Below are 23,477 nucleotides of genomic sequence, written 5' to 3'. Positions count from 1 at the left end.
ATTCATTCTTCAAAAAAAGAGCCATATACAAATGGCTCATTCTTTCTTAATTCCCCCGGAATGCCGTTCCCTTCCATTTGACGCCTAGCTTTCGCCAGGTTGGGTGTCCTCAACTGATGATCTGCCTTCCACGACGAGAGGCCTGACATCACAGCAGCGATGTTGGATTCCCTATTAATAAATGTAGGTTCAAATAAAAAAAGGGGCATCGCACATTCCAGGAATTCTTTTGTTGTATTTTATTGTACTCTATTGTATGTGATTTTTCAACATAAAATGTTGGAAAAATTTATTATTTTGCAACAAAGTTGATGATCTTGTTCGGTACATAGATCTCTTTGATGAGGTTCTTGCCTTCGAGGAAGGAAGCGATCCTCTCATCTGCTTTGGCGATCTCGAATGCCTTCTCTTTCTCACAGCCGTTTGGAAGAACTACAGTTCCTCTTACCTTACCATTTACCTGTACACCGATCTCAACTGTCTTGGCAACAGTCTTGCCTTCATCGTATACCGGCCAGGAAGCAACTGCAAGCAGACCTTCTCCGCCGAGGAACTCCCAGATTTCTTCGCAGAGATGCGGAGCAAACGGGCTTAAGAGCTTGATAAAGATGCCCAGGTCATCTTTGCTGAGGCGTCCTTCTGCTGTGATCTCGTTAAGAAGAGTCATCAGGCTGGCGATCGCTGTGTTGAACTTCAGGTTCTCGATATCGGAAGAAACTTTCTTGATGGTACGGTGGATCTTCATTTCCAGTTCATCGGAAACAGGTTCCTCAGAAATGAGATCTGTCAGACCTGCCACACGGTCAAGGAATTTCTTGCAGCCTTTTACAGAGCTGTCACTCCATGGAGTTGCTGCGCCGTAATCACCCATGAACAGTACATAGGTACGAAGAGTATCTGCACCATATTCTTCTACGATGTCAAGCGGGTCAACAACGTTTCCCTTGGATTTACTCATCTTGTCTCCGTCCGGTCCGAGGATCAGTCCCTGGATGGAACGTTTTGCATATGGTTCCGGTGTATTGACAACACCCAGGTCATACAGGAAATGATGCCAGAATCTGGAGTAGATCATATGTCTGGTAACGTGTTCCATACCACCATTGTACCAGTCAACCGGCATCCAGTATTTCAGTTTGTCCATATCAGCCAGTGCATGTGTATTGTGCGGATCTGTATATCTCAGGAAATACCAGGAAGATCCTGCCCACTGAGGCATGGTGTCTGTCTCACGTTTCGCTGCAGCGCCACATTTCGGGCAGGTGCAGTTTACGAAGGAATCGATCTTGGCAAGTGGTGACTGTCCGTCCTCACCCGGCTCGAAGTCCTTGACATCCGGCAGACGAAGCGGAAGTTCTTCTTCCGGAACAGCTACAACACCGCAGTTCGGGCAATGGATCAGCGGGATCGGCTCACCCCAGTATCTCTGGCGGTTGAATGCCCAGTCTTTCATCTTGTACTGAACGCCTGCTTTACCGATGCCCTTCTTCTCAAGTTCTTCCAGCATACGCTCGATAGAATCTTTTTTCTTGGTGTATCCGTTGAGGAATTCAGAGTTGACCATCTCTCCGTCACCTGTGTAGGCTTCCTTGGTGATGTCTCCACCCTTGATGACTTCGATGATGTCGATGCCGAATTTCTTTGCGAAATCATAGTCACGCTGGTCATGAGCCGGTACTGCCATGATCGCACCTGTACCATAACCCATCATTACATAGTCTGCAATGTAGATCGGGATCTTCTTGCCGTTTACAGGGTTGATTCCCTCAAATCCCTGGATACGCACACCTGTCTTGTCCTTGACAAGCTGAGTTCTCTCGAACTCTGTCTTCTTGGCACATTCATTACGGTATGCAGTGATCTCGTCCATGTTTGCGACTTTGTCTTTGTATTTGTCGATGATCGGATGCTCCGGTGCGATTACCATGAAAGTAACACCAAACAGAGTATCCGGTCTGGTTGTATAAATCTCAAGCTTCTCGTCGATTCCGTCGATGTCGAAGTCTACAAAAGCGCCCTTGGATTTACCGATCCAGTGGATCTGCTGCTGCTTTACATTGTCCGGATAGTCAACGTCCTTGAGGCCTTCCAGGAGTTTGTCTGCGTACTGAGTGATCCTCAGATACCATACGTCCTTGGATTTCTGCACAACTTCGCTGTGGCAGATATCGCATTTGCCGCCCTGGCTGTCCTCATTGGAAAGAACGACCTTGCAGTGCGGGCAGTAGTTTACAAGAGTTCTGTCTCTGAATACGAGACCCTTCTCAAACATTTTGAGGAAGATCCACTGTGTCCATTTGTAGTAATCCTCATCTGTAGTATCGATCACACGGTTCCAGTCAAAGGAAAATCCAACTTTCTTTAACTGGTTGGAGAATTTCTTGATGTTCTCATCTGTGATGATACGTGGGTGTGTTCCTGTCTTGACTGCATAGTTCTCGGTAGGAAGACCGAATGCATCAAATCCGATCGGGAAAAGTACATTGTAGCCTTCCATACGACGTTTTCTGGAAATAACCTCAAGGCTTGAGTATGCTTTGATGTGTCCTACATGCATACCTGCGCCACTTGGATATGGAAACTCTACCAGACCATAGAACTTCGGTTTGTCACTGTTGTCCTTGGCTTCGAAGACTTTGCTTTCTTCCCATTTCGCCTGCCACTTGGGCTCAATTTTTTTAAAAAAGTATTTCATCTCTATGGTTCCTCCAACATTCATTGTTGTATCTGAGAATTAATTTTAATTCAAGGAGAGCGTTTTGTCAATGTAACGTTTCGCGATTATCCGCTTATTCTCAACAAAAAGGCGAACTTTATCAAAGTAAAGCATTTCTGTTGACGCACATTTTTCGACATGATATAATTTTTTTTCGTGTTTTTTATTATTTTTATGAGGAGGGAACAATATAATGAAGTCGTTTTATTCCTGGTACAAGAAGCATATCACCCAGGCGATCTTTACCGGACTGGTCCTTGGTATCCTGACCGGACTTTTTCTTGCCGGACGATATGCACCGGTTCTGACTGTCACCAGTCTGATCGGAGGCATCTACATGAATGCCCTGAACATGATGATCTTCCCTATGGTCTTCTGTTCGATCGTCATCGGTATCTGCAGCATCGGAAATATCCGCACCACCGGAAAGATCACAGGCTCTGCCATGGTATATTTTCTCAGTACCACCGCACTTGCCAGCCTCGTCGGTCTTATCATCCCGCGTCTGATCCATCTTGGAAGAGGTGTTTCTTTTGAGATGGCAACTGCCGATATCCAGGCAACCGAGATGAGCAGTATCCTGGATACGATCAAAAACCTGATCCCGTCAAACCCTGTCAAGGCTTTTGCCGAGGGAAATATGCTCCAGGTTCTCGTATTCGCAGTGATCATCGGTTTTACCCTGATCTCCATCGGAGAAAAAGGCAAACCATTCCTTGATTTTATTGATTCACTGAATGAGATCTGTCTGAAGATCATCGGCACGATCATGTACTTTACCCCGATCGGTGTCTTCTGTACGATCGTACCGGTCGTTGAGGCAAACGGAACAGAGACCATCCTTTCACTGGCAACACAGCTCATCATCCTTTATGTGGCATTTTTCGGTTTTGCTTTTCTCGTGTATGGTCTGTCTGTCAAGATCCTTGGCAAAGAAAGCCCGATCCGCTTCTTCAAAGCGATCATGCCTGCTGCACTGAATGCATTCGGAACCTGTTCAAGCTCCGCTACTATCCCGATCAGCAAACAGTGTATGGAGGAAGAGATGGGTGTTTCCAACCAGATCACCAGTATCGCGATCCCGCTTGGTGCCACTGTCAACATGGACGCGGTATCCATCGTAATGTCCTTTATGATCATGTTCTTCGCCAACGCCTGCGGAATCAATGTCAGCGTTTCCTTGATGATCGTGATCCTTCTGGCAAACGTGCTTCTGTCTGTAGGTACTCCTGGTATCCCTGGCGGTGCGATCGCTTCTTTTGCAGCACTGGCAACCATGGCAGGACTTCCGGCAGGTATCCTTGGTGTTTACATCAGTATCAACACTCTGTGTGATATGGGTGCAACCTGCGTCAATGTTATTGGAGACCTTGCCTGTTGCGTTGTACTAAAAAACAAGATCAAGATCAAAGAATGATCCGGTTTTTCTGAATTACATATTTTATGCACAGCAAAAACCAGCTGCTGAATCTATTCAAAACAGATTCAGCAGCCGGTTTTCTTTATTTCTTAATTCACAGGAGTCTGATCATTTATGCATCTGCGTTGTCTACTTTGCTTGCACGTGCCTCAATCTCCTTAGCCTGGATATCGCTCGGAGCCTGCTCATAGCGTGCGAACTCATAGGAGAAGTCGCCGCTTCCACCAGTCATGGAACGAAGTGTTGTAGAATATCCATAGATTTCAAGCTGTGGTACATCAGCCTCGATGATGGTATTGCCTTCATGATCCGGGTTCATTCCAAGAACACGTCCACGTCTCTTGTTGAGATCGCCCATAACATCACCGGTGTATTTGTCCGGAACAGTGATCTTCATGCTTACGATCGGCTCAAGGAGTACAGGAGATGCATCCATAAAGCCTTTCTTGAACGCCAGGATCGTTGCCATCTTGAATGCCATCTCGGAAGAGTCTACCGGATGATAAGATCCATCGTAAAGTGTAGCCTTAACGCCTACTACCGGATAAGCAGCCAGAGGTCCCTTCTGAACGCTTTCCTGAAGGCCCTTCTCAACTGCCGGGAAGTAGTTCTTCGGAACAGCACCGCCTACGACTACCTGCTCAAATACATAAGGTGTCTCCAGGTCGCCGGATGGCTCGAAGCGCATCTTGACATGTCCGTACTGTCCGTGTCCACCGGACTGTTTCTTATGTTTGCCCTCTACGTCGGAGTTCTTGCGGATGGTCTCGCGGAAAGCTACCTTCGGTTTGGAAAGTTCTACGTCTACTTTGTAGCGTTCTTTGAGCTTGCTTACTACGATATCAAGGTGCTGGTCGCCCATACCATAGAGTAATGTCTGTCTGTTGGCAGAATCATTGACTGCACGGAGGGTCTTGTCCTCACTCATCATCTTGGCGAGAGCCTGTGCGATCTTGTCCTCGTCGCCCTTCTTGACTGCCTTATATCTCTTATAGGTATAAGGAGTGGAAATGAGAGCCTTCGGATAGAGCACCGGAGCTGCCTTTGTTGCAAGGCTGTCGCCGGTCTGTACGCTTGCGAGTTTGGCGATCGCGCCGATATCACCTGCGTGGAGTTCCGGAACTTCGATCGGTTTGGAGCCCTCAAGAACATATAATTTGTTCAGTCGTTCTTCCTCACCCTTCTCTACGTTGAGCAGAGTATCATCGGATTTGATAACACCGGAAACAACTTTGATCAGAGAATATTTGCCGAGGAACGGATCTGCGATGGTCTTCCATACGTATGCAGATTTCGCTTTGGCAAAGTCATAGTTTGCTTCAAAGATCTCATTGGTCTTCTGGGAAATACCGTTGCATGCGCGCTTGTCCGGGCTCGGGAAATATCCACAGATATCATCGAGAAGGTTGGAAACGCCTCGAAGGTTGATCGGTGATCCCATGCATACCGGAACGATGCTTGCGTCCTGTACATTGGTTGCAAGTGCTGCGGAAACTTCTGTTACGGAGAAGGTATCTCCCTCGAAATAACGGTCCATGAACTCTTCACTCGTCTCAGCAACAGATTCCATCAGAGTTTCATGATATTTCTCAAGGTATTCTTCCAGATATTCCGGAACATCGCAAGGCTCCTTGCCTGCTTTGTCGATATATCTTCGGCCTGCCTGCTTCACGACATTGACATAGCCGACGAACTTGCCATCTTCACGGATCGGGAAATGCAGCGGCGCGATCTTCTTGCCATAAAGTTCGGTAAGATCCTCTACTACTTTACGATAGCTGACATCATCCACGTCCATATCTGTTACAAAGATCATACGAGGTAATTTATATTTCTCGCAGAGATTCCATGCTTTCTGTGTACCGACCTGAACTCCGGCCTTACCGGAAACAACGATGATGGCTGCGTCTGCTGCGCTGACCGCTTCCTCTACTTCTCCTACGAAGTCAAAGTAACCAGGAGTATCCAGGATATTGATCTTCACCTTGTCCCACGGAACCGGGATCACAGATGTGGAGATTGAAAAATGTCTCTTGATCTCCTCCTTATCAAAATCGCTGACGGTATTTCCATCTTCTACTCTGCCAAGACGACTTGTCATTCCTGCCAGATAAGCCATTGCCTCTGCTAATGTGGTCTTGCCGGATCCCCCATGACCCAAAAGAACCACATTGCGAATTCGGTCAGTTCTATAAACGTCCATATGTAATACCTCCCTGTTTGTCTGATATGTCCATATTTTACTAAAATTCTTTCAACTTTTCAAGTATTTTATATAATTTTAACAACTTTTTTTGAGCTGTTTTTGCAATTATTCATCGAATTCACCTATTTTGTACCTATGTTTGACATTTTTCCTCGTATCTTTTAAAATAGAACCATAGTTTTGTCTACTAATAGATAAGTAGTAACTGGAAAGGACACAGACATCATGAAAACCATAGGTTTTATCGGGCTCGGCCTGATCGGAGGATCTATTGCCAAAACGATCCGCAAGTTTCACCCGGATTATCACATTCTCGCATATGCGAAACACAAAGAAACTCTGGCTGCCGCACTGAACTGCGGTGCTATTGACGCCACACTGGAAGAACGGGATGACCGTTATGCCATGTGTGATTATATTTTTCTCTGCGCTCCGGTAGAGTATAATATTGAATATCTCAGATATCTCAAGGATGTCATCAAGGAAGGATGTATCATTACAGACGCAGGAAGCGTCAAAGGACCGATCCACAAAGCAGTCGAGGAACTCGGCATGGAATACTGCTTTATCGGTGGACATCCTATGGCTGGTTCTGAGCGTTCCGGATTTGAATATTCATCCGACCATCTGCTTGAGAATGCTTACTATATCCTGACTCCGGGCGGACAGGTTCCTCTTGAAAAAATCACCGAGTTTTCTGAACTGATCGATTCTCTTGGTTCGATCCCGATGGTCCTTACCTGTGAGGAACACGATTTTATCACAGCCGGCGTCAGCCATCTTCCGCATATCATTGCTTCCACTCTGGTAAATCTCGTCAGAGAGCTGGATAACGATGCTGAATACATGAAGACGATCGCAGCAGGCGGTTTCCGCGATATCACACGTATCGCATCCTCCTCCCCTGTCATGTGGGAGCAGATCTGCCTCGAAAACCATGAGAACATCTCTCATGTGCTGGACGAATACATCAAGATGCTGATCCAGGCACGCTGCTCTGTTGACAATCTTGAGGCAGAAACCCTCTATGATATGTTCGCCAACTCCAGAGATTACCGCGACTCCATCGACACCACTTCTTCCGGACTTATCAACAAGACTTATGTCCTGTATATTGATATTGTTGATGAAGCTGGTGGAATTGCCACAATTGCCACAATTCTTGCTATGGAAGGGATCAGTATCAAGAACATCGGCATCATCCACAACCGTGAATTTGAGCAAGGTGTCCTGAAGATCGAATTCTATGAGGAAGATGCGATGAAGCGCGGAACTGCCCTTCTTAAGAAACGTAATTACATCGTATACGAACGGTAGGAGTAGAATAAAATAATGGAAATCAAAAAACAAACCAATTTAAGAGGAACTCTTACAGTTCCGGGCGATAAATCCATCTCACACCGTGCAGTCATGTTTGGCTCACTCGCCAATGGCACCACCAGGATCACGCATTTTCTCGAGGGTGCTGACTGTCTCTCGACGATCTCCTGCTTCCGCAAAATGGGGATCGATATTGACCGGAACGGCGACAAGATCCTTGTACACGGCAAAGGTCTTCACGGACTCAGTGCACCGACAGGTATCCTTGATGTCGGCAACAGCGGAACCACGACCCGTCTGATCTCAGGAATCCTTGCCGGACAGAAATTTACTTCTGAACTTGACGGAGACGATTCGATCCGCACCCGCCCGATGAAGCGTATCATGACTCCTCTTACTTCCATGGGCGCTGATATCACAAGTAAGCTGGACAATGGATGTGCACCACTTATCATCCACGGAAAGCCGCTTCACGCCACTCATTACGATTCACCGGTTGCTTCTGCACAGGTCAAATCCTGCGTTCTGCTTGCCGGTATGTATGCGGACGGGATCACCAGCGTAACAGAGCCATTTCTTTCCCGTAACCATACAGAGATCATGCTGAATTATTTCGGTGCTGATATCACCTCCGAGGGAACGACCGCTTCCATCAAGCCGGAACCGGTCCTTGAGGGAAGAGAAGTCCAGGTTCCTGGTGATATCTCTTCTGCCGCTTACTTTATCGCAGCCGGACTTCTGACCCCTGGAAGTGAGATCCTTCTTAAGAATGTAGGGATCAACCCGACCCGTGCCGGAATCCTCAAGGTCTGCATGGATATGGGCGCTGATATCACTCTTCTGAACGAAAGCACTGAGGGAGAGCCGACAGCTGATCTTCTGATCCGCACCAGCTCTCTTAAGGGAACTGTCATCGAGGGCGGCATCATCCCGACCCTGATCGATGAGATCCCGATGATCGCAGTTATGGCTGCTTTTGCCGAGGGAACCACGATCATCCGCGATGCACAGGAACTCAAAGTCAAAGAATCTGACCGTATCGCAGTTATGGTTGACAATCTCACTCGCATGGGTGCTGATATCGAGGGCACAGATGACGGCATGATCATTCACGGCGGCAAACCGCTTCACGGTGCAGTGATCGACTCCCATCTCGACCACCGCATTGCCATGTCTTTTGCTGTGGCAGGAACGATCTGTGATGGCACCGTGGATATCCTGAATGGAGAATGCGTTAATATCTCCTATCCGGAATTCTATCATGATCTTTATAGCTTAGATTCAAGTAGACAAAAATAAATACCTGCACACAATTAAAACGATTCTATAATAAAAACTGCTGTTTCCATGATCTATTTTCATGCAGACAGCAGTTTTTTGTTTCTGTATCTTTCCGTGCATACTCTTTTTTCTCTCAGGGCATTCTAAGTCTGAGATGGAAAATGAAAATCAAGACAAGGGAGTGTACACGATGAAAATATTATTTTATGGTGCAAGAGATTATGACCAGAGATTTTTTGATAAACTGAAACCGGAGCATCCTGATATCGACATTACCTTTATTGAAGCAAATCTCTACGCAGAGACTGTTTCCCTCGCCGCCGGTTACGATGGGATCTGCGCTTTTGTAAACGCAGACCTTGGAACAGAAGTGATCGAAGAGCTCGCACATCAGGGTATCCGTCTGATCCTGATGCGCTGTGCCGGTTATAATAATGTAGATCTCAAAACTGCTGCTGAATGTGACATCAAAGTCCTCCGCGTTCCCGGTTATTCTCCGGAAGCAGTCGCCGAGCTTGCGATGGCTCTCGTCCTCACTGCCAACCGTCATACCCACAAAGCTTATATCAAATGCCGCGAAAACAATTTTTCCCTCAATGGTCTCATGGGAGTAAACCTGTATAAAAAAACAGCCGGGATCGTCGGAACCGGCAAGATCGGGCTTGCCATGGCGCGTATCTGCCGCGGCTTCGGCATGAAACTGCTCGCCTACGACCTGTATCCGGACAAAACGCAGACAGATCTTAATTATGTTTCTCTTGAAACGCTTCTTTCTTCCAGTGACCTGATCAGCCTGCACTGCCCGCTCACGCCGGACACTTACCATATGATCAATAAGGAAAGCCTCTCCCGGATGAAAGACGGTGTCATTCTCGTAAACACCTCCCGCGGCGGCCTGATCTGCACCGAAGACCTGATCGCAGGTATCCGGGATCACAAATTTTTCGCTGTAGGGCTCGATGTTTATGAAGAAGAGTCTGATTTTGTCTATGAAGATATGTCCGAGCATATCCTCAAAACCTCTACCGTGCAGAGACTGCTCTCTTTCCCGAACGTTGCGCTCACTTCCCACCAGGGATTTTTTACAGAGGAGGCGCTTACCAATATCGCTGAGACGACACTTGAGAATGCTGAGGCTTTTCGCACAGGGCAGGAACTCAGAAACGAAGTGCATATTTAATCTTATTGTCCATTCCTGACAACACTTTAATTTCTTCTGGAAGGTGCAAAGTGCTTTCCATTTTCTATATCACACAATCATGGAAGCACTTGTCGCGCGTCCATTTATTTCTCGTATGCTTCTCTCAGCATCCGAATCTCTGCCGCCCACCCTTCATCATCATTCGGCGTTTCCAGAATAAACGGAATTCCCTCCAGGCGCGGATAACGGATCACCCTTACCAGTGCTTCCAGCCCGATCCGGCCCTCGCCGATCCTTGCATGGCGGTCTTTGTGGCTGCCAAGATCGTTCAGGCTGTCATTTAAATGAATGGCTTTTAATTTCTCAAGCCCGATGATCCGGTCAAATTCTTCAAGGACACCATCGAAATCATTCACGATGTCATAGCCTCCATCCCAGACATGGCAGGTATCCAGACAAATTCCCATCTTGTCCTTCTTTTCTACCAGGTCGAGGATCTGACGGAGTTCTTCGAAATTTCTTCCCATCTCCGTCCCTTTGCCGGACATCGTTTCAAGAAGCACCGTTGTGGTCTGGTCTTCGGTCAGTACCTCATTCAGCATTTCCGCGATCATGCGGACTCCTGCTTCTGCTCCCTGTCCTACATGGCTTCCCGGATGAAAATTATAATAATTTCCCGGTGTCCATTCCATACGCTTCAGGTCATCTGCCATCGTTTCCCTGGCAAATTCCCGGATATTTTCCTTTGCCGCACATGCATTCAGTGTATATGGTGCGTGTGCTACGATCTTCCCAAATTTATATTCTTCTGTCAGTTCCAGAAATTTACGCACATCCTCCGGATCGATCTCCTTCGCCCGTCCGCCTCTCGGATTTCTGGTAAAAAATGCAAACGTATTTCCCCCGTTTGCGATCATCTGGCGTGCCATCCTGGTATAGCCTTTGGATGAAGTTGTGTGGTTTCCAATATATAATGGACTTTTTGCTGTACTCATAAAAATCTCCTTTTTTCTTAGCATCTGCGGACCGTTCCGCTTCTATCCTTTGATTATACAAAAAAAATCAAAAACTGCAAACATATTGACGAATTGTATAAAATTCCCTATACTTTTTATAAACAAAAAAATACATAAAACAAGGAGTTTCCCATGCCGCCAAAAAAGAAAAAACACAAAAAACGTGCGTACAGAAAATCCCGCTACTACCGCAGAAGGCAGCAGCTCACTGAACGTCTTCTCATAGGCTGCGGTGCCGTTCTTATCCTGCTGCTTCTTATCATCCTGGTCCGTGGCTGTTCTGCACGCAAAAATGGTACCGTTAAAACAAACGCTTCAGCGAAATCACAGGATGAGACTTCTGCCTCAGATGCAGACCTCACACCAACACCGACCATGGCTCCGGTATCCCTGACCGTCAGTGTCGTAGGTGACTGTACGCTCGGTACAGATGAAAACTTTGACTACGATACCAGTCTTAATGCTTATTACGAAAATTACGGAGCAGATTATTTCTTCTCCAATGTGAAGAGCATTTTTTCCGCAGATGATCTGACGATCGCCAACTTTGAAGGAACTCTCACTGATTCTGATGAGCGCGAGGACAAGGAATATGCTTTCAAAGCTCCTGCCGAGTATACCAGTATCCTCACTGCCGGTTCCGTCGAAGCAGTCAACACTGCCAACAACCACAGTCATGATTATGGCGATCAGAGCTATACCGACACCATTCAGGCACTTGACAATGCCGGTATCCTGAATTTTGGTTATGATAAGACTGTTGTAACGGAAGTGAAGGGGATCAAGATCGGACTTGTAGGAATCTACGAGCTCAAGGATCACCTCGGCCGTGAAGAACAGCTCAAGCAGAACATCGCCAAGGTAAAAGCAGACGGCGCGCAGATCACGATCGTGATCTTCCACTGGGGCAATGAAAAAGAAGAAGTCCCGGACAGCAACCAGACTACACTTGCGCACCTTGCAATCGACGAAGGAGCGGATCTGGTATGCGGCCATCACCCGCATGTTCTCCAGGGAATCGAAGAATACAAGGGCAAAAACATCGTCTACAGCCTCGGAAACTTCTGCTTTGGCGGAAACCAGTATCCAAGCGATATGGATACTATGATCTTCCAGCAGACTTTCACCGTAGATCAGGATGGAGTAAAAGCAAACAATATAACAAACATCATCCCATGCTCGATCTCCTCTGATTCTGACTATAACAACTATCAGCCAACTCCTGCCGAGGGAGATGAAGCCACACGTATCCTCAGTAAGATCCAGGAGCGCACTGCCATGATCACCGGCGACGCGACATCATCTTCTGACAGTTCGGATTCTTCGGAAGAAGACAATGAAGATTCCTCAGAGGATTCTTACGACGATTCCAGCTATGATGAAGGATCCGATTCCTATGATGACTCGTATTATGATGATTCCTATGACGATTCTTATGATGATTCCTACAGCGATTACGACGAAGATGATTCTTATGATTACAGTTATGATGAAGAAGAATAGATACTACCTGCAGTAACCTCATCAAAACCCGGGAATCCCGGAGATTCAGGGTGCCTGACGGATATATTCCGTGAGCACTCTGATCTCCGGGATTCCTTTTACTGTGTCGAGAAGTTCCTGCAGGAAATCCATCACCAGAGGAGCTGCATTCCGCCGGTCTCCCATGATCGCATAGCAGGTACGGTATTCCGGACCATTCTCCAGTGCTACAATGCGGCATTCCCCCTCCTGAGAGAGTTTCTTTCCTATTGTTGCCGGCATGATCGCCCATGTTTTTTCGAGATCGAGGAGCTGGCGCAGAAGTGCCATATTGTCGAGTGATACTTTTACTTCGGAATTATTTCCAAACCAGTAATCGTGCCACATGATAAAAGAATCACTCCATGGAATGTAGATCTCATCCTCGCTTTTCAGACGGGAAGGCAGGATTCCATCCTCATACGCGGTATCTTTGCTGCAGACCAGGACCAGTTTTTCTTCAAAAAGCGGCACCGTCTGCACTTTTTTGAAAAAATGCGGATTGGTGATCAGTCCCATGTCGACTTCTTTGTTTTCGACCGCCTTGTAGGACACATTTGACCGCATGGTATCAATATGAAAACTGCATCTCTTGTGTTTCTCCAAGAAACTGCCGATGACCTGCGGCATGAAATAAAAATTCAGACTGTCTACATTTGCGATCCGAAGAATGTCCTGTGGCTTCTCGTACTGGATCTTGCTTGTCTCCAGCCACAACTGCTCCCACTTACGCGCAAGCGGGACAAAACGCTGTCCTGCATCGGTAAGCTCCAGTGTGCGAGAACCTTTTTTACGGATGATCAGTTCTGTTCCCAGTTCTTCTTCCAGTGCAGACAGGCGATGGCTGAGTGCCGGCTGTGATACAAACAGCACCTCCGCTGCTTTGGATAAAGATGAGCTGGATACGATCGTAAGAAATGTCTTGATGTCCTGGTAATTCATGGTTCCTCCTTCTGTGATGTCTTCTTATGTATTTGTTCAACCTATAATATTACTGTTCACTCCATTCACAGCAACCTATAAATTCTGTTTATATTATATAGATAAAATATCGAATTTACAATATAATATTTTGATACTATAATAAGCTCAAAATCAGAAAGATAGGAATGATATACATGGATAAAGCAGTCCTTGAACGCCGCCTTCACCTGACGGTGACTTTTATCGGTGGTTTTATGGGATGTTATGCAATCTTTAACCGCAGTGATATTTTTGGATCTGCACAGACCGGAAACCTGATCTCCTTTGTGATGGATCTGGTAGGACGTACGGATGCCGAAATCTTTTTCCGTTTCTCCGCACTGCTGATCTACATATTCGCGATGGTCTCCACCGTATTCCTTTCACATAAGATGGAACGGACAACCTTGAAATTTATCAGTGTCCTGATCGATGGTCTTGCCTTTGTTCTTCTGGCATTTCTTCCACAGGACATGGATCCGTTTGTTGCTCTGTATCCAATTTTTTTTGCTACTGCATTTCAATGGTGTTCCTTCAAAGGTGCCGATGGTTTTAACAGCTCCAGCATCTTCTCCACCAACAATCTCCGTCAGTGTACGACAGGATTTGCAGAGTACCTTTACAGCAGAGATTCCGAAGCACTCCGAAGAGGTATCTTCTATGGAAAAGTGCTTCTTTCCTTTCATTTCGGAGTTGCAGTGTGCTTCCTGTTCTGCTCCAGATTCCATCTGGCAGGCGCATGGGCAGGACTTCTCCCGGTATGCACCGCACTCGTCCTTGTCAATGAGGAACGCGCTCTTTCCAGAGCAGCAGAAAAAGAGGAGGTTCTCAGGGTTCACGCCTGAGAGCCTCCTTTTTGGTTCTTATCAATTATTGCTTTTCTTATGCTGCCGCATCTTCTGCGGATGTTTCCTGTGCTGTTGTCTCATCTGTGGATCCTTCTGCATCTTCTGTGGAAGTTTCTTCCACGGAAGATTCCAGGATCTGTAAAAATCCATCTGCCAGGTCTGCCGGAACGCCTGCTGTCTTCATGTTTTCTGTGATGACACTCCAGTCTGCGTTCTTGACATATTCTGTCATTTCTTCCTCATTATCCACTGCATAAACAGTTCCAGGATTTGCAAGATCCGGGATTTCTGCACCTTCTCCATATCCACCTGTAATAGAAAGTGTTCCAAGTGATACACCGGATGTCAGTACAGAAAGCTCCATACTGCTGGTTTCAGCTGTGGCATCAGAATCCATCTTGAGCACTGCACTGAATCCATTCAGCATGCTGGTGACATCAGCATTTTCATCATCTGTCTGTGCCTCCGGGAAGGAAATTGTAAAAGTTCCATTATAATAGCCGGCTTTTTCCGGTTTGAGTTCCAGATCTGTTACACCGATATCCATTGCCTCTGTATGGTTCACAGCCAGGATATAATCGCCGTTCCAAAGTCCGTCAGTGGAAGAACCTGTTCCGGTAACAGTCACATAACTGTCATCTGCTCCAAATTCCAGAAGAAGTGCAGTCTGTCCGTCACTGGATGGTGTCTTGAGTGAAAATACCGGCTGAGAATCTGTTCCGTCAGAAATTCCAATCTCACGTCCTACAACTTTATTCTCACTGTTTACCCAAAGTTTCTCAGAAAAACTTTCTGTACTTTCACTGTCCTCAGATTCTGCTGATTTGATATCATTCAGCAGATCATCAATTCCAGACTGATAAGATGCGTACTGATCTTCGCCCTGATTCCAGAGATCGAAGAGTCCCTTGATCTCCTTATCATCTCTCGCAGTTGTGAGGATTTCTTCCACCATGGAACGTGCGGAATCATCAGTAACAACGCCTTCATATACGGTACAGTCCTCACCGATTCCTTCTACAGAAAGTGTCTCCTCTGTCGCGGTTCCCTCTTCCATATTATCGATCACAAGATTTCCATAGCGGTCAAAAAGTGTGCTGACCGTCTTTCCATCTGGTATTACACTGGTGATATCAGATAAAGCATTCATATATTCCTTCATAAATTCCTGCGTTGTCTCGTCTGCACTGCCAGCAGGATCCAGTGCAAGATATGCATCAGAAACTTCCGGGATCTGAATGTATTGTTTCATCTCTGACAGATCTTCGTATATATTGAGATCACAGAGTTTCTGGTCATTCAAAAGGATCGTGGAAGCGATTGCCTCTGTTCCGTCCTTGACAGAAACTTTCATATCCATAGTCAGATCCTGAAGCCAGCTCATGTCTTCCTGACCAAGAAGTGTTCCGAGGATTGCCTTTCCGGTATCCTCCACGGTGAGTGTCATCTTGCCGGTGGAACCAGCAAATGCCTTGTCCATATTCTGTGCATAATCATCAACAGCACCTGCGACAGAAGATACCATAGCATCAAGAGATGTTTTGGCTGTTTCCTGATAAGATCCTGCTGCAAATGCGATGCTTGCCCCTGTCAGGACCATAGAAGAACCAAGTGCAACGGAGGCTGCTTTTTTGAGTATTTTTCTTCCTTTATTCATATAAAAATCCTCTTCCCTTTCTTATTATTATATTTTTTATTTTACCACAGGAATCGTCTTTATACAACAATTTTCGATTGAATATTCAGACTTTTCGATGGGTTGACATTTTTTCTTCTGACTGTTATCCTTGAAATAAAAAAGGAAATTATTATGACAGAAGAAGAAATCAAAAAACTAGTCGAACTTCAGCGAAGTTATTTTTATACCGGGGCGACCCGTCCTGTCAAAACCAGGATCGAACATCTGAAAAAACTAAAAGACTGGGTCACAGCCCATGAAGAAGATATCAACAAAGCCCTTGGAGAAGACCTTGGCAAAAGTTCTTTCGAAAGTTACATGTGTGAAATCGGTCTGGTCCTGAACGAATTGACACATATGATCCGAAATGTCGATGAATATGCTGAAGAACAGGATGTCCATACTCCGATGTCCCAGTTTGCCGCGCGCAGTTACAAGAAGCCTGTTCCTTACGGGATAGTCCTTGTTATGAGTCCGTGGAACTATCCGTTTCTCCTCTCGATCGAACCGCTGATCGACGCGCTTGCAGCCGGAAATACCGTGATCCTCAAGCCAAGTGCCTACTCTCCTGCCACGACAACGCTCATTCAGACTCTGGTACAGGAATGTTTTAAACCGGAACTTGTCTCTGTTGTCACCGGCGGTCGGGATGAAAATACCAACCTTTTGAACCAGCATTTTGACTATATCTTTTTTACCGGAAGCCAGCATGTCGGCAGGGAAGTCATGGCAAAGGCAAGTCAGTTCCTCACCCCGGTCACCCTGGAACTTGGCGGCAAAAGTCCCTGCATCGTAGACCGGAAATGTAATCTCAAGCTCGCCGCACGCAGGATCGTCTTCGGTAAATTCTTAAACTGCGGGCAGACCTGCGTCGCCCCGGATTATATCTACTGCGACCGCAAGATCAAGGACCGTCTCATGAAGCATCTGATCAAACAGATCCGGCGGCAGTATTCTGAAACACCACTTCAGAATCCTGATTACGGCAAGATCATCAATGAGAAACATTTTGACCGGCTCTGCGACCTGATCTCTTCCGGCAAAGTCGCTTATGGCGGGAAATCCGATCCTGATACCCTTCGCATTGAACCGACTATCCTCGACTCTGTGTCCTTCGAGGATCCTGTGATGCAGCAGGAGATCTTTGGCCCGGTCCTTCCAATTATAACTTATGATTCTATGGATGAGGTTATTCCAAAAATCAATTCCATGGCACATCCCCTCGCGCTCTATATTTTTACTTCACGGCGTAAAACAGCCCGAAAGTTCATGGAAGAATGCAGTTTCGGCGGCGGCTGTATCAATGATACGCTGATCCATCTTGCCACTTCTGAGATGGGATTTGGTGGCTTTGGCGAAAGCGGCATGGGTGCATACCACGGCGAAGAAGGCTTCCGGACTTTTTCCCATTACAAGAGTATCGTGGACAAGAAAACATGGATCGACCTTTCGATGCGCTACCAGCCGTACAAACCACGCAACGAAAAACTGCTCCACAGATTTTTGAAATAATTGTATCTGAGGTAGTACAATTTTATTTTTTGTGTTATGCTTTTTTTAACAAATGTAGCAAGAATTCCCTCATCTCTATAGGTGAAGGGATGAATTGCACCTTTGAGCATATCTGCTCGAATAGTTCATAAAAACACTTGTTCTTATAAAACAAATATATTATAATAAAAAAGAACAATATGTTCGTAGAAATAAAATCAATCCGTCAGTATATAGAAAGTCAGGGTGAGAAAGATAAATGTTAACTTCCGAAAATAAATCCCCTAAATGCTGTATCTTCCTTCAAACGACTGGTTAAATTTACCTGTTCCGTCCGTTAACAGGCTTATTCCGTTCTCTTTTGCTCATCCTCTGATGGCTCTCCCAAGGTAATATATGCCAGGATTTCTTTATAAGAACGGCTGCTGTTTTTCATCGCTTTTAACAATTCATCTCTCTGATATGCCTTTCTTATATCATACAGTTTTTTAATTCATCAACCGCTTTTTCATGTGCTTCTCTCGTTTTTGCGACCTTTGCTTCTGCCTGTTCAATCTTGTATTCCAGGGTTTGTTCGCTGCTCCTTCTCATTCTTGTCATATCCTTTTTCTCCTTTGTTTTTCTTACTTGCTCTGTAAGATTTTTTCAATTTCTTTCGCTTGATACCGTACATTTCCTTCGTTTAAACCGAAGGCATCCAGTATGGTTTTCTGGGTTGCGGTGACGGCATGATCCAGACGATAAACGCCGTCAAGCTGACGTATCATTACTATCTTTTCCAGTTCTTTTAATGCTGCCGGAACTGTTAGATAATTCGGCTTTTTCAACATTTTTTCGCTTTTTTCTTTTAATGCTATATAGATCCTGCTCCGCAAGATCAGGGCAATAAACTGGATAAATACCTTTGATGACAATGCTTCATCACTATATACGCGTATGCTCTTATTTCCAAGATAAGATTTGTCACTGCGGAATAGTTTTTCTGATGCATCTCTGCTTTTATGTAACTCAATTGCTTCCCGTGCCGTCATATTTTCCGATGAAACAATGGCAAAATATCCTGCCAGGGACAGTTCCTTTTCTACTGCTGAAGTGTTCTCTTCTGCAAGCTTCAGCGTCTTTCCATCCTTCTCAAAATTCAGGTAAAAATACTTCATGATTTCCGGTCCAAATGCTACACATTCTTTTCCAACACATCCGTCCAGATATTTTTTCAGCCGGCGTATCTTCTGCTTGATCTCCTGTTTTTCACCATATGCTTTTCCATCACTGTAGTAAATATGGATATTTCTTTTTTTCGCATCCCCTTCGTATAACAGGCTCTTGACAGTTGTTCCATACAGATCATAACGATCAATATATTTTCCTCTGCTGTTCTCAAAGCTGCCCTGGTTTTCTATCACAATCTCACGAATAAAATCCTTCATCCCCTTTACCATGATCAGAAAACTGTAACCGTTTTTTTCCATGTATTCCAGATTTCCTTTACTGAAATACCCTCTGTCCAGAATAAATCCAATGTTCCTGTAGTCATATCCATGTGCCTTGTCAATCATACAGGTCAGCTGGGAAATATCATTAAGGCTTCCCGGATACAGTTCATAAAAAAGAGGTTCTCTGTTCGCAGAATCACATGCAACCAAGTAATTAAAGATAGGAAGACTTGCATCTGTCTTAGCATTTCCATACTCTAAAAGATCTATATCTCCTGCCTGGCAGTTTTTATTTGTAGAATCATAGAACAGATAAATTTTCTGTCTTTTATTCTTCGATTTATTCCAACTATTTAGAAAACCAACCGACTGTTCCGGCCTTAATTTTCGAAAAAAATCGGATACTTTCGAGTCAGTATATAGCTTCATATCTGGTGTAAAAAGAGCATGATCATACGCATAATCCGGATAATACTGCCCGGCATTATTCTCTTCAATAATGCTGTAGCAGGCCAGATCCAACAAAAACCCAGTGTCCTTTTCATCCATATATTCACCTAAGATTTCTCTTAACTTGCTGTCCCTTATGAGTTTTTGAAGTACAACATATGGACCAATATTTAAATACGGACTCCTCTCTGAACGGTCTATTTCTTCTGGAATATCTGCATCAGGAAAGTACTTTAAAAAGTTTTCGTTCGGAGTCATTCTGTTCGGATTTTCTGGATCTACGCGTCCAATGGATGCCCGTTTTGGATATGTATACTGCTTCGCCGGATCATAAATCCGCTCATATTCATACTCTATATATGTGTGTCCACCACGTTTTTTTCTCACCAGTTTTCCCGGCACAACTGGAATGTCAACTTTATATTTCAGGAACATGGAACTCCCTCCATTTTAGATAAATTCTCTCATAATTATAGGGTATAAATACCCTATAATTATTTTATCATAAAATCCGGTCGTTTGCAAGCCAAATCGCCCGCAAATGCCGGATTTTCAATATTTTTTTATTCCTCATCAGCTCTAAAATTTGTTTAGGGGAGATTTTTTCGGAAGTTCACACTGTGGTATACTAATTCCATAAAAATATGGAGGACGTATACCATGGCTAAAGCAGATCCACATCATCAAACATGTGAATTAATAATTCTTCATTATTTTTTCCGGCAGCAACTATTAAAACACTAAATACCATATTCTTCGAAATATAATCATCAAATGCTGAAAGCCATATCTGTATACAAGGAAAATAAATAGCAGAAAAATCACTGTTAATATAGTAAGAATCACTTTCCATTTCTTCGACATTCTTTGTTCCTCCTATTTCAAGTTTTTATTTTATAGGCTACTTAAATTGATAACTCTGTCAGCAGAGTCAGCCACATCTTTATCATGGGTAACACAAATGATAGTTTTTCCATTTTTTTTAATTTCTTTAAATATTTCTATAATCTCATTTTTATTTCTATAATCTAAATTCCCAGTAGGCTCATCTGCTAATACTAGCTCATAAGGTTTTAACAGCATCCTTGCTATCGCTACTTTTTGTTGCTCTCCTCCACTTAATTGATAGACCTTTTTATTTAAATAAGCAGGATTCAGTCTTACCATCTCCAGAATTTCATTTATATCTTTTTCATCCTGTCTCCTATTTTCATATTTAAATATGTTTTTAGATATATTGAGATTGTCCTGGACTGTTTTGTCTTCCATTAATAAATAATCCTGAAATATATATCCAAAAAAATTTCTTCTCAGCTTCAATATCTCCTTGGAGGTAAAATAATTTTTTTCATTTATACTTATTTCCCCGCTGTCCGGTTTGTCCAGTAAACCGATAAGATTTAATAATGTTGTTTTCCCGGCACCACTCTCACCTGTTATACAAATGAACTCGTTTTTGCTGACAGACAGAGATACGTCTGATAAAACCACTCGTTTATCAAAACATTTATAAACTTTTGACAATTTTATCATTTAAACTCTCCTTTTATAAACTGAGCCTCGCCTTTCGCAAATAAATACTTGTTAACTATCCAAACCACAAAATAGTCTATAAGAAGCAGCCCTCCAATTATGGAAATCATATATAATGGCAGCTGTTTACAGGCAATTACCACGAACGGTATTACACCTATATTTATAAGCAGATTTGTCCGAAATAGAAATCTATAGATATATACAAACGGATACCCGTATAATGATTTTATGATAAGTTCCCGAAAAAACAACTTATAATAGAAGTATGTAGTAACCATCATAAACATAATCAGAAACAGAAATATGATTATAGTATTTAATATCAACTGCCCCATCTTATTTTTCAGATACTGGATTTCTACTCCTTTTTTATCATACACTGATGCTACCGAATTTAATTCATTGGCATCATATTTTTCAGTTATGGAACTAATTTCTTTCAAAGCGCTATACTCATCTTCAGCCTCCACAAACACGCTGCTTCCTACATATGATCCTAGCGTAGATGCATCTATATTTTCTGTATATACAGTAACGATAGTGTCTGCAATTGTATTCATACTGTCTCCGGAATACGGATTATATGTAAAATATCTCTGATTGTTTTCTATATAAATGATATTAATATTTAGATCATCAAGATTTTTGTGGATCTCCGTTTTATTGCCAGCCGCCCTATACATATTTGTCACTGTGACTCTTTGGAAATAAAACCAATCTCTAAATGAATCCTCTATGATCCTTTCATATTTTTTATATTTTTTTGGCACTAATATATTTAAAACATCACCATCTACATCTATTATATCAGCGACACTTTTTCCATTAACAGATTTGATTTCATGTCTTTTCAAATAATTCTTATCTACCACTATATTTCGACCATAAGGAGAATACAAATCTCCCTCATTCTTTAAATCATGCAAATAAGTATAGTCATAATTATCATCGGTGACATTTGAACGTTCGAAATTGCGTGTGCTGATTATAAATACTTTATCCAAACCACTTAAATCCTGGTACACCTTTAAGATTTTATTGTTGAGTACATCTTCAGAAGCTAAATCCTTATAATTAAACGGTGAATAGATTTCCTGTAAGTTAAAAAGATTTTTGGTATCACTCCACGCCATTAAGCTATCTAGATCTCTGTCCAGCTCCTTTTTCTCTTCAAAAAGATTATTAATAAAGAGAAGTATTAAAAAAAGTAAAAAAAGCCTTAAAATATTTGATATAATCATTCCTCTCGACATCATCTGTCTTCTAGTATTGCTTACAGTAACAAAAGAAATCAGAAACGCAATGATCGACGAAAACATCAGAAAAAATATGATACTTAGATTTAATTTTATCGTCCCGTAAACAACTTGAAGCAATGGATTAGAAAATCCAAACCTATATATGATTCCGCCGACCAGCAATCCATTCAGGACAAGAGGTAAAAATAACGGCATATATATAAATCTGCTTACCATGCCATAGATTTGTACATGTGTATATCCCCATAATCTACAGATAGCAATTTTTTTCCTGTTTCTTGAATAATAAAAAAATACAATTAATATAAATAGGAAATAAAAAAGAACAAAGACCGGCAAAGGATTTATGTTTGTAGAAATAAAACTCATATTTTTCAAACTACTTGGCAGTGAATATTGAATCTCGCACTCTTCTTCAAGTTCATTTGAAAACTTTTGAATCATTTCTTCATCCTTAGTATCTATATATAATAAGTTCTTAAACCCTACATCAAGAAGCTCTTCAAATTCATGTACCTTTATTTTTTTGTCCGAAAAGCTGGCTAATACATTCAAAGCTTCACTATACTTTTCCTGCATTGTAGAATATATGTCTGTTTTGTTAGAACTCAAAAAGCTATATTGTGCGATCTCAACTTTATTTGTTTCCGAGAACTTATCTACCTTTGTCAAAATATCTGGCAAATCCTTATCTGTATGGATTTTAAAAGATACGGTAGTTTTATCGTATAATATTTTATCTATAGTTTTTTGATTGATATACAAAAATGAAAATATATTGATTACCATAGTCATAATAGTAAGCAATATCACAACCTTTTTTTCCACGCATCCAACCTCTCTATTCTACACATTTAACAATTTCGCTTTTAGTTTTCATAGTTTTTTCAATGTCTGAGAATATTTCAATTTCTCGTAACCTTTCAAACATCACTTTTCTTCTATACTTTAGAATTTTATAACAAATACTGAATATTCTTGTGCGGTGAAATCGTACTTCCGTAAATTTGGAAACCAGAGTTCCTGTATTCGAAAATCGACCATTTTGTGCTTGATGACTTATTAGACACACATTCATTGTACAACGAAGTTTTTTCATTTCATATTACACTCTATATTTGATTACCCCTTGCTTTCACCTTAACTTGACCCATATTTATACAAGATAATTTCGATAAGCAAGCAATGAATATAGTAC

The 23,477-nt window shown here is 43.2% G+C and carries 17 protein-coding genes and 1 other RNA gene; 7 read left to right on the top strand and 11 right to left on the bottom strand.

Annotated features, from left to right (window positions below; translation table 11 throughout):
* Positions 1 to 48 precede the first annotated feature (48 nt).
* A non-coding RNA gene (ssrS, locus tag DWX28_RS08380) (6S RNA) lies at positions 49 to 227 on the bottom strand.
* Between the two features lie 65 nt (positions 228 to 292).
* On the bottom strand, positions 293 to 2,695 hold the full coding sequence (gene leuS / locus DWX28_RS08375) for a leucine--tRNA ligase (protein WP_118252438.1): 2,403 nt from the start codon (positions 2,693 to 2,695) through the stop codon (positions 293 to 295).
* A 214-nt stretch (positions 2,696 to 2,909) separates the two neighbouring features.
* Between leuS and DWX28_RS08370 the strand changes: the two genes are divergently transcribed.
* Positions 2,910 to 4,133 (top strand): dicarboxylate/amino acid:cation symporter, encoded by a 1,224-nt coding sequence (locus DWX28_RS08370; RefSeq protein ID WP_118252437.1) that lies wholly within the window; start codon positions 2,910 to 2,912, stop codon positions 4,131 to 4,133.
* Positions 4,134 to 4,248: 115 nt separating this feature from the next.
* Here the strand turns inward: DWX28_RS08370 and DWX28_RS08365 are convergent, their stop codons facing one another.
* Positions 4,249 to 6,339 (bottom strand): elongation factor G, encoded by a 2,091-nt coding sequence (locus tag DWX28_RS08365; protein ID WP_118252436.1) that lies wholly within the window; start codon positions 6,337 to 6,339, stop codon positions 4,249 to 4,251.
* Between the two features lie 228 nt (positions 6,340 to 6,567).
* Here DWX28_RS08365 and DWX28_RS08360 point away from each other — a divergent pair, with 228 nt between their 5' ends.
* The 3 genes from DWX28_RS08360 (at position 6,568) to DWX28_RS08350 (ending at position 10,123) form a co-directional block, all read left to right on the top strand.
* Positions 6,568 to 7,659 carry a prephenate dehydrogenase gene (locus DWX28_RS08360; RefSeq protein ID WP_022215294.1) on the top strand — a complete coding sequence of 364 codons (1,092 nt, stop codon included), beginning with the start codon at positions 6,568 to 6,570 and terminating at the stop codon, positions 7,657 to 7,659.
* Positions 7,660 to 7,674: 15 nt separating this feature from the next.
* Positions 7,675 to 8,961: a 3-phosphoshikimate 1-carboxyvinyltransferase gene (gene aroA / locus DWX28_RS08355; protein WP_118252435.1), complete on the top strand. Its 1,287-nt coding sequence runs from the start codon at positions 7,675 to 7,677 to the stop codon at positions 8,959 to 8,961.
* A 172-nt stretch (positions 8,962 to 9,133) separates the two neighbouring features.
* Positions 9,134 to 10,123, top strand: coding sequence for a 2-hydroxyacid dehydrogenase (locus tag DWX28_RS08350; protein ID WP_022215292.1), 990 nt, complete (start codon positions 9,134 to 9,136; stop codon positions 10,121 to 10,123).
* Positions 10,124 to 10,227: 104 nt separating this feature from the next.
* Here DWX28_RS08350 and DWX28_RS08345 read toward each other — a convergent pair whose 3' ends face one another.
* Positions 10,228 to 11,079, bottom strand: a complete 852-nt coding sequence (locus DWX28_RS08345) for a deoxyribonuclease IV (protein WP_118252434.1) — start codon at positions 11,077 to 11,079, stop codon at positions 10,228 to 10,230.
* A 153-nt stretch (positions 11,080 to 11,232) separates the two neighbouring features.
* Here DWX28_RS08345 and DWX28_RS08340 point away from each other — a divergent pair, with 153 nt between their 5' ends.
* Positions 11,233 to 12,603, top strand: a complete 1,371-nt coding sequence (locus DWX28_RS08340; protein WP_118252433.1) for a CapA family protein — start codon at positions 11,233 to 11,235, stop codon at positions 12,601 to 12,603.
* Positions 12,604 to 12,648: 45 nt separating this feature from the next.
* On the opposite strand, the gene DWX28_RS08335 is transcribed toward DWX28_RS08340, so the two are convergent.
* Positions 12,649 to 13,563, bottom strand: coding sequence for a LysR family transcriptional regulator (locus DWX28_RS08335; RefSeq protein ID WP_118252432.1), 915 nt, complete (start codon positions 13,561 to 13,563; stop codon positions 12,649 to 12,651).
* Positions 13,564 to 13,739: 176 nt separating this feature from the next.
* Between DWX28_RS08335 and DWX28_RS08330 the strand changes: the two genes are divergently transcribed.
* The gene (locus DWX28_RS08330) at positions 13,740 to 14,429 is read left to right on the top strand and encodes a YoaK family protein (protein ID WP_118252431.1); all 690 of its coding nucleotides are present in this window, start codon (positions 13,740 to 13,742) and stop codon (positions 14,427 to 14,429) included.
* A gap of 37 nt (positions 14,430 to 14,466) precedes the next feature.
* Here DWX28_RS08330 and DWX28_RS08325 read toward each other — a convergent pair whose 3' ends face one another.
* Positions 14,467 to 16,089: a hypothetical protein gene (locus tag DWX28_RS08325; protein WP_118252430.1), complete on the bottom strand. Its 1,623-nt coding sequence runs from the start codon at positions 16,087 to 16,089 to the stop codon at positions 14,467 to 14,469.
* 153 nt (positions 16,090 to 16,242) lie between these two features.
* Between DWX28_RS08325 and DWX28_RS08320 the strand changes: the two genes are divergently transcribed.
* Positions 16,243 to 17,622 (top strand): aldehyde dehydrogenase, encoded by a 1,380-nt coding sequence (locus DWX28_RS08320; protein WP_118252429.1) that lies wholly within the window; start codon positions 16,243 to 16,245, stop codon positions 17,620 to 17,622.
* A gap of 450 nt (positions 17,623 to 18,072) precedes the next feature.
* On the opposite strand, the gene DWX28_RS20245 is transcribed toward DWX28_RS08320, so the two are convergent.
* The 5 genes from DWX28_RS20245 to DWX28_RS08300 all read right to left on the bottom strand — a co-directional run bounded on the left by DWX28_RS20245 (position 18,073) and on the right by DWX28_RS08300 (position 23,107).
* Positions 18,073 to 18,201, bottom strand: a complete 129-nt coding sequence (locus tag DWX28_RS20245; protein WP_255420398.1) for a hypothetical protein — start codon at positions 18,199 to 18,201, stop codon at positions 18,073 to 18,075.
* Between the two features lie 23 nt (positions 18,202 to 18,224).
* Positions 18,225 to 19,919: an IS1634 family transposase gene (locus DWX28_RS08315; RefSeq protein WP_118252428.1), complete on the bottom strand. Its 1,695-nt coding sequence runs from the start codon at positions 19,917 to 19,919 to the stop codon at positions 18,225 to 18,227.
* Positions 19,920 to 20,148: 229 nt separating this feature from the next.
* Positions 20,149 to 20,337 (bottom strand): hypothetical protein, encoded by a 189-nt coding sequence (locus tag DWX28_RS19520; protein ID WP_118252427.1) that lies wholly within the window; start codon positions 20,335 to 20,337, stop codon positions 20,149 to 20,151.
* A gap of 41 nt (positions 20,338 to 20,378) precedes the next feature.
* The gene (locus tag DWX28_RS08305; RefSeq protein ID WP_022213714.1) at positions 20,379 to 21,017 is read right to left on the bottom strand and encodes an ABC transporter ATP-binding protein; all 639 of its coding nucleotides are present in this window, start codon (positions 21,015 to 21,017) and stop codon (positions 20,379 to 20,381) included.
* The gene (locus DWX28_RS08300) at positions 21,014 to 23,107 is read right to left on the bottom strand and encodes a hypothetical protein (protein WP_118252426.1); all 2,094 of its coding nucleotides are present in this window, start codon (positions 23,105 to 23,107) and stop codon (positions 21,014 to 21,016) included. Before DWX28_RS08300 ends, DWX28_RS08305 begins: the two co-directional genes overlap by 4 nt.
* Between the last annotated feature and the right edge of the window lie 370 nt (positions 23,108 to 23,477).

This window comes from Blautia sp. AF19-10LB (assembly GCF_003461245.1).
GTDB classification, from domain to species: Bacteria; Bacillota; Clostridia; order Lachnospirales; family Lachnospiraceae; genus Blautia_A; species Blautia_A intestinihominis.
Note: the sequence above shows the minus strand (reverse complement) of the source record. Positions and strands in the feature narration are given on the sequence as shown.

Excerpts from the sequence above, each read along its gene's own strand:
- DWX28_RS08345 (WP_118252434.1), bottom strand. The coding sequence starts at position 11,079 with ATGAGTACAGCAAAAAGTCCATTATATATTGGAAACCACACAACTTCA.
- DWX28_RS08340 (WP_118252433.1), top strand. The coding sequence starts at position 11,233 with ATGCCGCCAAAAAAGAAAAAACACAAAAAACGTGCGTACAGAAAATCC.
- DWX28_RS08350 (WP_022215292.1), top strand. The coding sequence starts at position 9,134 with ATGAAAATATTATTTTATGGTGCAAGAGATTATGACCAGAGATTTTTT.
- aroA (WP_118252435.1), top strand. The coding sequence starts at position 7,675 with ATGGAAATCAAAAAACAAACCAATTTAAGAGGAACTCTTACAGTTCCG.
- DWX28_RS08365 (WP_118252436.1), bottom strand. The coding sequence starts at position 6,339 with ATGGACGTTTATAGAACTGACCGAATTCGCAATGTGGTTCTTTTGGGT.
- DWX28_RS08320 (WP_118252429.1), top strand. The coding sequence starts at position 16,243 with ATGACAGAAGAAGAAATCAAAAAACTAGTCGAACTTCAGCGAAGTTAT.
- DWX28_RS08360 (WP_022215294.1), top strand. The coding sequence starts at position 6,568 with ATGAAAACCATAGGTTTTATCGGGCTCGGCCTGATCGGAGGATCTATT.
- DWX28_RS08335 (WP_118252432.1), bottom strand. The coding sequence starts at position 13,563 with ATGAATTACCAGGACATCAAGACATTTCTTACGATCGTATCCAGCTCA.
- leuS (WP_118252438.1), bottom strand. The coding sequence starts at position 2,695 with ATGAAATACTTTTTTAAAAAAATTGAGCCCAAGTGGCAGGCGAAATGG.
- DWX28_RS19520 (WP_118252427.1), bottom strand. The coding sequence starts at position 20,337 with ATGGAAAGTGATTCTTACTATATTAACAGTGATTTTTCTGCTATTTAT.
- DWX28_RS08315 (WP_118252428.1), bottom strand. The coding sequence starts at position 19,919 with ATGTTCCTGAAATATAAAGTTGACATTCCAGTTGTGCCGGGAAAACTG.
- DWX28_RS08305 (WP_022213714.1), bottom strand. The coding sequence starts at position 21,017 with ATGATAAAATTGTCAAAAGTTTATAAATGTTTTGATAAACGAGTGGTT.
- DWX28_RS08325 (WP_118252430.1), bottom strand. The coding sequence starts at position 16,089 with ATGAATAAAGGAAGAAAAATACTCAAAAAAGCAGCCTCCGTTGCACTT.
- DWX28_RS08330 (WP_118252431.1), top strand. The coding sequence starts at position 13,740 with ATGGATAAAGCAGTCCTTGAACGCCGCCTTCACCTGACGGTGACTTTT.
- DWX28_RS08370 (WP_118252437.1), top strand. The coding sequence starts at position 2,910 with ATGAAGTCGTTTTATTCCTGGTACAAGAAGCATATCACCCAGGCGATC.
- DWX28_RS20245 (WP_255420398.1), bottom strand. The coding sequence starts at position 18,201 with ATGACAAGAATGAGAAGGAGCAGCGAACAAACCCTGGAATACAAGATT.